Genomic DNA, 12,357 nt, shown 5'->3' on the forward strand with positions numbered 1-12,357 from the left:
GTTTGCAGGCATGAGCGCCAACCAAGACCACCAGTTCGCGCCTGAAGGGGATACGCACGAGAGCCACCCCGAAGCCCACGTGACCGACCACGTGCACGGGCGTCATCCGCGTGATCACCAGCCGCGGAAGGCAGGCCACGACGCTGAGCACAGCCACGGCGAGCACCGCGGCCACGAAGGACACGAGGGGCACGGCGACCACGTCGGGAAGTTCCGCCGCCTGTTCTGGATCATGCTTGTGCTGGCGGTCCCGGTCGTCGGCTTCAACAACATGTTCGCCGACCTCATCGGCTACGACCTGCCCGACGGAGGCTGGGCGTCGTGGGTCTCGCCCGCTCTCGGCACGGTCATGTACCTGTGGGGCAGCCGGCCTTTCCTCACCGGTGCCGTGGCGGAGATTCGCACTCGCCAGCCGGGGATGATGCTCCTGATCGGCCTGGCCATCACCGTGGCCTTCATCGCCTCCTGGGGCGCGAGCCTGGGCGTGCTCGACCACGAGCTGAACTTCTGGTGGGAGCTGGCCCTCCTGGTGGTCATCATGCTGCTGGGCCACTGGATCGAGATGCGTTCGCTGGCCCAGACCACCTCCGCACTGGACTCCCTGGCCGCGCTCCTGCCGGATGAGGCCGAGAAGGTGGACGGCGACGAGGTCGTCACCGTCGCACCGGCCGACTTGGTGGTCGGCGACGTCACCATCGTCCGCCCCGGGGCGTCCGTGCCCGCCGACGGACGGATCGTCGAGGGCTCGGCCAGCATGGACGAGTCCATGGTCACCGGCGAGTCCAAGACCGTGCGCCGCGAGAAGGGGGAGTACGTCGTCGCCGGCACCGTGGCCACCGACTCCAGCCTGCGCGTCGAGGTCACCGCCACCGGTGACGACACCGCCCTGGCCGGCATCCAGAAGCTCGTGACCGACGCCCAGGCCTCCTCCTCCCGCGCCCAGCGCATCGCCGACACCGCCGCAGCCTGGCTCTTCTGGTTCGCCCTCGGCGCCGCTGCGATCACGGCCCTCGTCTGGTCGGTGCAGGGACTGCCCGACATCGCGGTGGTGCGCACGATCACCGTCCTCGTCATCGCCTGCCCCCACGCCCTCGGGCTGGCCATCCCGCTGGTGGTCTCCATCGCCACCGAGCGGGCCGCCCGCGGTGGCGTGCTCGTCAAGGACCGCCTGTCGCTGGAGTCGATGCGCACCGTCGATACTGTCCTCTTCGACAAGACCGGCACCCTCACCAAGGGCGAGCCCACCGTCACCGGCATCGAGGCGCACGGCGGTCACGACCAGGACCAGATCCTCGCGCTGGCGGCAGCCGCCGAGGCCGACAGTGAGCACCCGCTGGCCCGGGCCATCGTCGGTGCCGCTCGCGCCCGCGAGCTTGAGGTCCCGCGCGCCGGTGACTTCTCCTCATCCCCGGCAGTGGGGGTGCGGGCGAGCGTCGACGGCACGGTGATCGAGGTCGGTGGCCCCTACCTGCTCGAGCACCACGACCTGGCGGAGCTGCCCGTCGCCCATACCTGGCGCGAGGAGGGAGCGATCATCCTCCACGTCCTCGCCGACGGCGGGGTCATCGGCGCACTTCGCCTGGCCGACGAGGTCCGCGCTGAGTCCCGCGACGCCGTCGACGCCCTGCACGCCGCAGGCGCCCAAGTCGTGATGATTACCGGAGACGCCCAGGCCGTGGCCGAGACCGTCGCGACCGAGTTGGGTATCGACCGGGTGTTCGCCGGCGTCCGCCCGCAGGACAAGGCCGCCAAGGTCACCGAGCTGCAGGACGAAGGGCGAAAGGTCGCCATGGTCGGCGACGGCGTCAACGACGCCCCCGCCCTGGCCAAAGCCGACGTCGGCATCGCCATCGGCGCCGGCACCGACGTGGCCATCGGCTCCGCGGGCGTGATCCTCGCCAGCTCCGACCCGCGCTCGGTGCTCTCGGTCATCGACCTCTCGCGAGCCTCCTACCGCAAGATGAAGCAGAACCTGTGGTGGGCCGCTGGGTACAACCTCATCTCCGTGCCGCTGGCCGCGGGCGTTCTCGCCCCGGTCGGCTTCGTCCTTCCGATGAGCGTCGGCGCGATCCTCATGTCGGCCTCCACCGTCGTAGTCGCCCTGAACGCCCAGCTCCTGCGGCGCCTCGACCTGACCCCGGCACGCAGCACCGCAAAACTCCTGGGCCGCGACACCGACGAGTGAATCGGCTCACTAGCAATGCACCGCCAAGCCGACCGGCAACAGCGCCGGCACCGCGGCCAAGGCGCCCGCGGCGTGGAAGTGCACTCCGTACCTCAAGGGCAGCCAAGAGAGCATGGACAACTACCGGGCCTGGCGCAACACCGGCGGGGTCGACCTGCCCCCCCTTGGGCCTGAACGTCTCGGCCGAGAGCGGGTACACACGCAGCGTGACGGTCCACTTCAACTTCCGGGGCAAGTCGGGCCGTCTCTGTGGCACCCGAGACAAGCCCAACAACGGCTCCGGGAACGTCTACGTTGCGCGTCGTAGATGAGCGCGTGCGGCGCCGTCAGGTCTTAGCTGTCACCGCAGCTGTCGCGGCGACCTTGGTCGCAGCCGCTCTGCTCTGGTGGCGCACGCACAACACGATCCGTGACGGCAACGACGTCGTGATGAGTGCCGTCGGTCGAACGACCTGCGTCCCCGTCCACGACAACCGAGAAGATCGTCTACGGCGAGGCACTCGCGAACGTCACCGACGATCCCGTCACGATCGTCGACGCGCACGTCACCACGACCGGCGGAGCCGCCGTCGAGTCAACGTGGCTGGCCGAGCCGGCACACGCCGTCGGCGTCCTGAATCAGTGGCCGCCGCCGGACATGGTGGACGCTTTCGACTCCGGTGAGGTTCGCCGGGCGCCGGCACCGTTGCGTCCCGCGCGGACGCGCTCCGACGATGGGCAGTCCTTGGTGCTGTTCGTGCGGATGCCAGGCCCGCTCCACCATCACCGACGTGTCGGTCATCTACCGCAAGGCCGGCTCGACCACGCTGTACCGCAGCAACTCGACGACCTCCACGCTGAAGGCGGTCGGCGCTCCCCCCTGCTGACGCCGCCGACAGACCCGGCCGAAGGAGACGCGGTCGGCAGTAGCCCCCTGCCCGCGCGGCGTCCGAGCACCAGAAGTCTGCCACCCTAGTGCCCTCGGGCCCTCGCATCTTAGATAGAAGTCGACTTGCTCTAATTTAGGGCGCTTCTCGACAACAGCTGTCGAGATGCAGCGAGGACTGACGATGACACGCCTTGAAGATTGACCAAATTGCATCGTCTCACTCGGCCCAGCCAATCTGGCTCTTCGCCGTTGAGCGTGGGTCATAGGTTCAGCCCGCCGCCGATGAGGAGCATGCGCAGGCGGTAGTTGTCGCGGTTGCGGAAGCCGCGGGCGATACGGCGGTGGAGTTCGATGAGCCCGTTCATGGCTTCGGTGCCGCCGTTGCTCGCGCCATGGGTGTCGAAGTAGCCGAGGAACTCGGTACGCCACTGCTTGAGGGTGCGGCCCAGGCGGGCGACCTCACCGATCGGGCAGGTGGTGAAGGTGTCCAGTACTTGTTCGGCGATCTTGCGGCCGGCCGCGTGCGTGGGCTGGTGGTACACGGATCGGACCTGCTGCGCGCACTGCCACGCGAGTTCAACCTCGACGTGCGCCTCGTGCGCGGTGAACGCCGCGGCGAGACGTGCGCGTTGCCGGTCGGTCAGGTTCTCCTGCCCGGCTCGCAGGATGTTCCGGATCCGGTACAACGGGTCGTCACGACGGCCTCGGTGCCCGTGGAGTTGCTGCTGAACCCGGCGGCGGACCTCATCGACCATGTGGGTGGCGAGCTTGACGACGTGGAACGCGTCCAGCACCGCGCGGGCGTCGTCGAGACGGTCATCGATCGCGTTCTTGTATCCATGGAACGGGTCCAACGTCGCGACCTGCACCCGGTCACGAAAGTCTTCACCGCGGTCGGTGAGCCAGTCGGTGTACACCTTCCCGGACCGCCCCGGGACGAGGTCGAGCAGGCGAGTTCGGTTGTGCCCGTTGGCATCCGGGGTCAGGTCGACCATCCCGGTCAGTTCTTTCGGGCCACGGCCGCCGTGCTCGACTGGCTTGGTGCTGACGTGGTGCCAGACATGCTCGTCAACACCCAGGATCGTGACGCCGTCGAATCGGGCCGGGTCGTCGGCAGCTGCTTGCAGCAGGGGCCGGATCGATTCCCACACGGTGCGCCACCCCGTGCGCCACCCGGTGCCGAGCTGCCGGCGGATCCCGTTGACACTGGCGTGCTCACGTCGGATCTGAGCGATCGCCCACCAACCGCACGCGTGGTCAGCTTGGCCCGTGGCGCCGCAACCCGGTCGTCCTGTTCGACGAACACCGTGCGGGGACAGGAAGGTTCCAGGCATCGCCAGCGTCGCTTACGCCACCGCACCCGGACCGGTCGCCCGAAACAGGGTGCGTCGACCAAGGTCACCACGTCCCGGCCGTGCCCGATCGCGACCACCCCGCATGCCGGGCACCCGACCGGTCCTGGTGCTGACTCGACCGTCACGACCACCCGGCCGGCGGTGTCGTGCTCAACGCCGATCACGTGCAACCCGGGCAGATCAACGAGCAGGTCACACCGGTCGCAGTAGCCGCCGGCAGCGCCGCAGCAGAACGTAGGCTCATCCATGTCGAGGTCCTTGCGGTCAGGGAGGTAGAAGTCCTCTGATCCTCAAGGACCTCGACCCACACCCACCGCACCCCACTCGGCGCGCCGCCTACTCACCCACGCTCAACGGCGAAGAGCCAGTTGTGCCTCGATCACGAGGCACCGAAAGGGGATTCACGATGTCCGACCAGACCGCCGCACCCGCCCGCCGACGCGGTGCTCTCCCGACCCCGCGGCACGTGCTCGCCGCCGCCCGGGCGTTCGCGCCGCCGGTGGCCGCGCCGCTGCAGTTCCTCACTGTGCCGGCCCAGATTTCCATGTGGGGCAACGATGTTCACGGCGACTGCGTGACCGCCGAGGAGGCGTTCGCCAAGGCATGCCACAACCCGGAGATCTTCATCACCGACGCCGAGGTGATCGGCTGGGCGACCTCGCACGGTGTGCTCGAGGGTGCGTACCTGCCCGACGTACTCACCTGGATGCAGCACGACGGTTTCCGTCGCGGCAGCACCGTCTACGACGACGGCGCTCACCTCGCGGTCGACTGGACGAACGCGTCAGCGCTGCGCGGCGCGATCACCCAGGGCCCGGTGAAGATCGGTGTCGCGGCCGACCAGCTCGACACCGCCTGGCTGACCACCGGCGGCAGCAACGGGTGGTTCGGCACGGGCTTCCAGCCCGACTCGAACGAGGACCACTGCGTGTCGCTGTTCGGCTACGGCACGACCGGTTGGCTCGCGTCGCAGTTGCACGTGGCCGTGCCCGCAGGTGTCGACCCGAACGCACCCGCGTACGCGTTGTTCACCTGGAACTCGATCGGCATCATCGACCACCCGTCGATGGTCAACATCACCCCACGAGGCGTGGGTGCGGCAGCCGACGACGGTGGTCCCGAGCAACCTGCAGCCGTGGCCCGTGCTGCGCCGCGGCGCGAACGGTCATCCTGTGCCGACGCTGCAGCGTCTGCTCAACGCGCACGGTGCGACCTTGACCGCCGACGGCTCGTTCGGTGCGCTGACCGACGCAGCGGTGCGGCACTTCCAGCAGGGTGCCGGCCTCGCCGTCGACGGCATCGTCGGCCCGATCACCTGGTCGCACGTGATCATCACGTGCCGGTCGGGCAGCCGCGGCTCGGCCGTCAAGGGAGTGCAGGTGGAGATCAACTTCCGCAACCTGTCGGGCAACCCGGCCACCGAACTCGCGGTCGACGGGCAGTACGGCCCACTCACGCAGAGCGCGGTGCGGGCCTTCCAGCAGGCGGTGCACGCCGACGTCCCGAACATCACGGCGGACGGCGTGTGCGGCACCCTCACCTGGCAGGCGCTGGTCAGCGGAATGCTGGCGGGCTGATCGCTTGTGCCGAGTGTCAGGCCGAGCCGCTCGGTGCGATCCACCCGGCGGTCACGCCCTGCACGCGGCTGCCGTCGAGGTCGGCGAGCGAGATGCTGGCGAACCGTTCGGCGGCCTCGGAGGTCTGCCAGCGGAAGCGGTAGGTGTCGGAGGTCGCGGCGTCGGCGATGGCGCGTCCGGCGTCGGCGGCCTGCTGTGCGGCGGCGAACGACACCTTGGTGCGGGCCAGGTAGGCGTCGAGCAGCGCGGCGTACGGCCCCTCGCTCGCGGTGCGGGCGGCGTTGTCGACGAACGAGCTGGCGACCGCGGCCGGTTCGACGACGCTCACCCAGACGCCGACCTCGCGGGCGACGACGGCGAGCGACTGCATGAAGCCCTCGACCGCGAACTTCGCCCCGCAGTAGGCGTCGGCGAACGGCTGACCCACCACGCCGCCGACGCTGGTGACGGTGAGGATGCGCCCCTGTCCGCGCTCGCGCATGGCGGGCAGCACCGCCTTGGTGAGGCGCACCGGGCCGAGGTAGTTGACCGCGAGTTGGGCTTCGATCTCGTCCATCGTGAGGTCTTCGGCGGTGCCGACGCAGCCGCGTCCGGCGTTGTTGATCAGCACGTCGATGCCGTCGTGTTCGGCGGCGATGGCCGCGAGGCGGTCGCCCGCGGCGGGGTCGGTGACCTCGAGTTCGGCGATGCTCACCGACACCCCGGCTTCGTCGGCGGCCTCGAGCAGAGCGCTCGCGCGGGCGGTGTCACGCACCGTGCCGACGACGTCGAGGCCGCGCTTGGCCAACTCGACAGCGGCGAACAGACCCATCCCGGACGACGCTCCGGTGACGACTGCGGTGGTGGTCACGCGAACTCCTCGAGCCGGGCGGGTGCGGACTCCGATCAACCTAGTGCCGCGCGGCCGCCTCCGGCTGGTGCTTCTGGGGCGCCGTCGAGCCGGGGCGCAGGTCGAGCCTGCGCAGCAGCTGAGCGTTGAGCGCGACCACGACCGTCGAGGCCGACATCAGCAATGCCCCGACCGACATCGGCATCACGAAACCGATGGGCGCGAGCACACCGGCCGCGAGCGGCACGGCGACCAGGTTGTAACCGGCGCCCCACGCGAGGTTCTGCACGCTCTTGCGGTACGTCGCACGCGACAACTCGATCACCGACAGCACCGAGCGCGGATCGTCGGACGCCAGGATGATGCCCGCCGAACCGATCGCCACGTCGGTGCCGGCACCGATCGCGATGCCGACGTCGGCCGTGGCCAGTGCGGGCGCGTCGTTGACGCCGTCGCCGACCATGGCGACCTTCCGTCCCTCGCCCTGCAACTCGGCCACCTTCGACGCCTTGTCCTCGGGGCGGACGCCGGCGAAGACTCGGTCGATGCCGAGCTCGGCGCCCACGGAGTGCGCGACCGCCTCGGCGTCGCCGGTGATCATGACGACCTGCACACTGCGCTCGTGCAGCGCTTGCACCGCGGTGCGCGACTCTTCGCGGATCTCGTCGGCCAGGCGCAACGCACCGGCCACCGCACCGTCGACGACGACGTGCAGGATGATCGCGCCCTCCTCGCGCCAGTCGTCCGCGACGGCGAGTTCGTCGCCGCCGATCTGATCGAGCAGGGCCGGCCCACCGACGCGGACGGTGCGTCCGTCGACGTCCGCCGACACTCCGACTGCGGGGTGGGAGGTGAAACCGTCGGCCTTCGGCACGGTGAGCTCGTGCTGCTCGGCGGCCCGCACGATCGCGTGGGCGAGTGGGTGTTCGGAGTCGGCCTCGGCCGCCGCAGCCAGCGCCAACAGGTCGTCGGCGGAGAGCGGTTGCAAGTCGGCGGGCTGCACAGCGGTGACCGTCGGCTGGCCCTTGGTGAGCGTGCCGGTCTTGTCGAAGAGGACGGTGTCGACCGAACGCATCGACTCCATCGCGAGGCGGTCCTTCACCAGCACGCCGGCGCGCGCGGCGCGCTCGGTGGCGATCGAGATCACCAACGGAATGGCCAGGCCGAGAGCGTGCGGGCAGGCGATGACGAGCACGGTGATCGTGCGCACGACGCCGTCGTCGGGCAGGCCAACGAGGGCCCACACCACGAAGGTGATCAGGGCCGAGCCGAGCGCGAACCAGAACAGCCAACCGGCAGCCGTGTCGGCCAGCCGCTGCGCCCGCGAACCCGACGCCTGTGCGTCGGCCACCAACTTCTGGATGCCGGCGAGCGTCGTCCGGTCGCCCGTCGCCGTCACCTCGACCCGCAGACCGGAGTCGGTCGCGATCGTGCCGGCCACCACCGCGTCGCCGACCTCGCGGCGCACGGTGCGCGACTCACCGGTGATCATCGCTTCGTCCATCGCCGCCGAACCCTGCACGACGCGTCCGTCGGCCGGCACGCTGCCGCCCGGGCGGACGACGACGATGTCGCCGGCCCGCAGGTCGGACGGCGAAACGGTGGAGATCTCGTCGCCGTCGACACGCTCGGCCTCGTCGGGCAGCAACGCCGCGAGCGAGTCGAGAGCCGACGTCGTGCGGGCCAGCGACCGCATCTCGATCCAGTGACCCAGCAGCATGATCACGACCAGCAGCGCGAGCTCCCACCAGAAGTCGAGATGGTGCGGCAGCAGCCCGAGAGTCGCGCCCCACGACGCAACGAACGCGACCGTGATCGCCAGCGCGACGAGCAGCATCATGCCGGGCTGACGCGCCTTGACCTCGCCGACGGCACCGGTCAGGAACGGCCGCCCGAACCACACATAGAGGACGGTGCCGAGCACCGGCGGGGCGGCGTCGATCAGGACGTTGTGCGGCAGGTCGTAGCCGACGAGGTCGGCGAACATCCGCGACAGGAGAACGGTGGGAATCGCAACGACGAGCGAGCCCCAGAAGAGCCTCCGGAACATCGCGACATGGTCGCCGTGACCGCCGTGACCGCCGTGACCGCCGTGACCGCCGTGACCGCCGTGACCGCCGTGACCGCCGTGACCGCCATGGCCGCCATGCCCAGCGTGGTCGGCATGCCCAGCGTGACCGGCGTGTTCTTGGCTCGACTGCTCGGCACTGACGGCGCCGTGGTGTTCATGGCCGGCGTTCTGCGGTTCCGTACTCATGTCATCCTCTCGCATAATACCCCCTGGGGGTATTTGGTCATGGCTCGTGCAACCAACGACCGCTCGACACCGTTCCCGAGAACCATGGAGATTTCACGAAGATCGTGTGACGTGTCGATCGCTTCGGCACGGTCCTTCCCCCACGGACCCGACCGTGGTCGAGACTGGCCCGATGAAGGCGCCCCCGAATGACCACCGGACGCGGGTTCTCGTGGTTGACGACGAAAAGGCCCTGGCCGGCATGATCGCCAATTACCTCGATCGCGCAGGGCATCGGGTGCGCGTGGAACACACCGGCACCGACGCCGTCTCGGCCGCGCGCGACTGGGTGCCCGATGTCATCGTTCTCGATCTCGGGCTGCCCGGCCTGGACGGCGTCGAGGTATGTCGTCGGGTGCGCACCTTCTCGGACTGCATGGTCTTGATGGTCACCGCTCGGGACGACGAGACCGACACCCTGATCGGCCTCTCGGTGGGCGCCGACGACTACATGACCAAGCCTTTCAGCGTCCGCGAACTGGTCGCACGAGTGGGTGTGCTCCTGCGTCGTCCGCGCGGTGCATCCACACAAGTCGCGGCAACGCTGCGACTGGGCGACCTCACCGTCGACACTCACGCGCGCGAGGTACGCCTCGCCGACTCGCAGATCCAACTCACTCGCACCGAATTTGACTTGCTCGCAACGTTCTTGGGCCAACCACGACGTGCGTTCGACCGCCGAGCGCTCATCGAAGCCATCTGGGGCGTGGACTGGGTGGGCGATGAGCACCTCGTCGACACCCACATCGCGCACCTGCGTCGAAAGCTGGGCGACGACGCGTCCAATCCACGCTTCATCGAAACGGTGCGCGGCGTCGGTTACCGAGCGGGCAGCGGATCATGAGGACTGTCGGCAGCCGATCTCGAAGCCTGGTGACCTGGCTGCTGATCGCTCAGGCCGTTGTCCTGTGTGTCACTGCGGTCGTCGCCACGGTGGCCGCCGCGGTGATCGGCCCGCCCCTGTTCCATGAACATCTGCATCTCGCCGGATCCGACACCTCGGGGTCCACCTTCGACCACGTCGAGGAGGCATTCCGGTCCGCGGGGCTCCTCACCTTGGGGGCCGCACTCCTCGCAGCCATCGCTGCCGCCGGCCTGGTCACCGTCGTCCTCGGCCGACGACTGACCGGCCCACTGCAGGACCTCGCCTCAGCCGCCACGCGTCTCGCGGACGGCCACTACGGGGCAACGGTCGCGCAGCCGACCCGCCTGAGCGAGCTTGCTGCGGTCGGCACAGCGTTCAATCGAATGTCGGCCCAGCTCGCCAGCACCGAGCAGGTGCGCCAGCAGATGCTCTCCGATCTCGGCCACGAGTTACGCACACCGCTCGCCACGATTCAGGTCTACCTCGACGCGGCCGACGACGACGTGACGAGCGGTCACGAACTCACGGCCGTGCTGCGCGAACAGGTGACCCGTCTCGACCGGCTCACGAGAGATATCAACGCAATCTCGCGGGCGGACGAATCCGCGATCACCCTCGAACGCAACCCGATCGACGTCGCCGAGCTGCTCGCTTCGGTCACTGGCCCTCGCCAAGAACACCTCAGAGCGCGCGGCCTCACGCTGGACGTGTCCGCGCCGTCCGGGACGACGCTACGCGGCGATCGCCTGCGCCTGCAGCAGGTGCTGACGAACCTGCTCGACAACGCGGAGCGACACACGGCGGACGGCGGACGAATCCGGGTCACCGTCCGACCCGAGCCCCAGGCAGTGTCGATCGAGGTGGCCGACGACGGCGACGGCATCGGCGAGGAGCACCTGGCGCACGTTTTCGAACGGTTCTACCGCACCGACACCGCGCGCGACCGAGACCACGGAGGCGCGGGCATCGGCCTCGCGATCTGTCGTTCGGTGGTGCTCGCGCACGGCGGGTCGATCACGGCGCACAGCAACGGGTTCGGCACGGGCGCACGCTTTCGGATCACCCTGCCAACTCCATGAAAGCTCCATAGAACCTCGACCCGCACGTCAGATCGGTGGACGAGTCTTGTTGGTATGAAACACCTTTCGACGATCACCCTCGCCGGCGCCGCCGTGCTCGCACTCACGCTCACAGCATGCGGAAGCGACGACAGCAGCCACTCCGCGGGGCACGGATCGATGATGTCCTCGGCCGCGTCACCGGCGACTGCAGCCGGCAGGCAAGGTGACATCAGGTTCGCGCAGCAGATGATCCCGCACCACCGCCAGGCGGTGCAGATGGCCGACATGGCGCTCAACCGGCAGGGCGTCTCGGCCGACGTCACCCGCCTCGCGGCCGCCATCAAGAAGGCACAGGATCCCGAGATCAACACGATGACCGGGTGGCTGAAGTCGTGGGGCGCGACCGTGCCGACCGGCGGCGATCACTCGGGCCACGACATGAGCAGCATGAACGGCATGAGCGGCACGGGCGACATGACCGGAATGATGTCGCAACAGGACATGGACATGCTCGGCAAGGCGACAGGCCCGGCGTTCGACCGGATGTGGCTGACGATGATGGTCAAGCACCACCAAGGCGCGGTCACGATGTCGTCGGACGTCAAGAAGACCACCGACAACCCGGAGGTCAGCAGCCTTGCCGACTCGATCATCAAGGCTCAGAACGCCGAGATACGCACGATGCAGGACTTGCTGAAGACCCCCGCGGCCTGAGCTCTTGCGGATGGATCCGACCAGCAGGCAACCACCTTCGTGACCTAGGCAGCCAGTCGCGCCTTGCGCTTGTCGTAGGCCCAGCCCGGCCCGCGCAGCAGGTACGACCAGCGGTCGGCCCAGTTGTCGGCGGAGCTGACATCGGCGAACATGTCGGCCCACTCGTGACCGGCGATGCGCAGCGGGTTGAAGGTGTCGATGTTGGTGGTGCCCTGACAAGTGCGTCAAGCGGCCCGGTTCTGTCGGCCCGCAAGACGGAATCCGGATCATGTTCGACACCGTCCGCCACGAGAGTTTTCAACTGATCGCCGACGTTTCTCGTCCATGCCTGGCCGGAATCGGAGAAATAGTCTTTCATTCTCGCTGTAAACTTCTTTGCCGGGTGGGTGACACCCGCGCGAAGCACAACATTGAACCGTTCAAAAATCAGTTCACCAAAATACTCCTCTACGAAAAGATCTTCCATTTCGGACTCGTTCATTCCAACAACGGAGACCACTGTGGCGTCTTGGTGCCTGAATCCCGGTTCCTTCTCCAAGGCCTCCAATGCTTTGCGACCAGCCCCGTCGTTATCCAGCAATGCATGTACACGGCACACACCGTCGTA

General features: G+C 68.5%; 10 protein-coding genes and 1 pseudogene. 6 read left to right on the forward strand and 5 right to left on the reverse strand.

Annotated elements, in window-relative coordinates:
* The first annotated feature begins 10 nt into the window (after positions 1 to 10).
* The gene (locus tag FB459_RS01195) at positions 11 to 2,185 is read left to right on the forward strand and encodes a heavy metal translocating P-type ATPase (protein ID WP_211345108.1); all 2,175 of its coding nucleotides are present in this window, start codon (positions 11 to 13) and stop codon (positions 2,183 to 2,185) included.
* 433 nt (positions 2,186 to 2,618) lie between these two features.
* On the forward strand, positions 2,619 to 3,140 hold the full coding sequence (locus FB459_RS01200; RefSeq protein WP_141927169.1) for a hypothetical protein: 522 nt from the start codon (positions 2,619 to 2,621) through the stop codon (positions 3,138 to 3,140).
* 173 nt (positions 3,141 to 3,313) lie between these two features.
* Here FB459_RS01200 and FB459_RS01205 read toward each other — a convergent pair.
* From FB459_RS01205 to FB459_RS18000, 3 genes and pseudogenes are all read right to left on the reverse strand, one after another.
* Positions 3,314 to 4,656, reverse strand: a pseudogene (locus tag FB459_RS01205) (ISL3 family transposase).
* A gap of 508 nt (positions 4,657 to 5,164) precedes the next feature.
* Positions 5,165 to 5,302 carry a hypothetical protein gene (locus tag FB459_RS17045; protein ID WP_170221637.1) on the reverse strand — a complete coding sequence of 46 codons (138 nt, stop codon included), beginning with the start codon at positions 5,300 to 5,302 and terminating at the stop codon, positions 5,165 to 5,167.
* A 48-nt stretch (positions 5,303 to 5,350) separates the two neighbouring features.
* Positions 5,351 to 5,485, reverse strand: a complete 135-nt coding sequence (locus FB459_RS18000) for a hypothetical protein (protein ID WP_281279512.1) — start codon at positions 5,483 to 5,485, stop codon at positions 5,351 to 5,353.
* 17 nt (positions 5,486 to 5,502) lie between these two features.
* On the opposite strand from FB459_RS18000, the gene FB459_RS01210 reads away from it, so the two are divergent.
* The gene (locus tag FB459_RS01210; RefSeq protein WP_211345109.1) at positions 5,503 to 5,985 is read left to right on the forward strand and encodes a peptidoglycan-binding domain-containing protein; all 483 of its coding nucleotides are present in this window, start codon (positions 5,503 to 5,505) and stop codon (positions 5,983 to 5,985) included.
* Positions 5,986 to 6,001: 16 nt separating this feature from the next.
* Here the strand turns inward: FB459_RS01210 and FB459_RS01215 are convergent, their stop codons facing one another.
* A complete protein-coding gene (locus FB459_RS01215; RefSeq protein ID WP_205744795.1) occupies positions 6,002 to 6,835 on the reverse strand; it encodes an SDR family NAD(P)-dependent oxidoreductase in 834 nt (277 codons plus the stop codon).
* A gap of 40 nt (positions 6,836 to 6,875) precedes the next feature.
* Positions 6,876 to 9,086 (reverse strand): heavy metal translocating P-type ATPase, encoded by a 2,211-nt coding sequence (locus FB459_RS01220; RefSeq protein ID WP_239702818.1) that lies wholly within the window; start codon positions 9,084 to 9,086, stop codon positions 6,876 to 6,878.
* A 157-nt stretch (positions 9,087 to 9,243) separates the two neighbouring features.
* Between FB459_RS01220 and FB459_RS01225 the strand changes: the two genes are divergently transcribed.
* The 3 genes from FB459_RS01225 to FB459_RS01235 are packed head-to-tail and all read left to right on the forward strand — an operon-like array spanning position 9,244 to position 11,750.
* Entirely contained in the window at positions 9,244 to 9,954 is a 711-nt protein-coding gene (locus FB459_RS01225; protein WP_141927172.1) for a response regulator transcription factor, read from the forward strand.
* A 29-nt stretch (positions 9,955 to 9,983) separates the two neighbouring features.
* Positions 9,984 to 11,054, forward strand: a complete 1,071-nt coding sequence (locus FB459_RS01230; protein ID WP_170221638.1) for a HAMP domain-containing sensor histidine kinase — start codon at positions 9,984 to 9,986, stop codon at positions 11,052 to 11,054.
* A gap of 54 nt (positions 11,055 to 11,108) precedes the next feature.
* Positions 11,109 to 11,750 carry a DUF305 domain-containing protein gene (locus FB459_RS01235; RefSeq protein WP_141927175.1) on the forward strand — a complete coding sequence of 214 codons (642 nt, stop codon included), beginning with the start codon at positions 11,109 to 11,111 and terminating at the stop codon, positions 11,748 to 11,750.
* Positions 11,751 to 12,357 lie beyond the last annotated feature (607 nt).

This window comes from Yimella lutea (genome assembly GCF_006715095.1).
Classification (GTDB): Bacteria; Actinomycetota; Actinomycetes; order Actinomycetales; family Dermatophilaceae; genus Yimella; species Yimella lutea.

What these genes read in the sequence shown, in the direction of transcription:
- FB459_RS01195 (WP_211345108.1), top strand. Translation starts at nt 11, where the DNA reads ATGAGCGCCAACCAAGACCACCAGTTCGCGCCTGAAGGGGATACGCAC.
- FB459_RS18000 (WP_281279512.1), bottom strand. Translation starts at nt 5,485, where the DNA reads ATGTTGACCATCGACGGGTGGTCGATGATGCCGATCGAGTTCCAGGTG.
- FB459_RS01220 (WP_239702818.1), bottom strand. Translation starts at nt 9,086, where the DNA reads ATGCGAGAGGATGACATGAGTACGGAACCGCAGAACGCCGGCCATGAA.
- FB459_RS01225 (WP_141927172.1), top strand. Translation starts at nt 9,244, where the DNA reads ATGAAGGCGCCCCCGAATGACCACCGGACGCGGGTTCTCGTGGTTGAC.
- FB459_RS01235 (WP_141927175.1), top strand. Translation starts at nt 11,109, where the DNA reads ATGAAACACCTTTCGACGATCACCCTCGCCGGCGCCGCCGTGCTCGCA.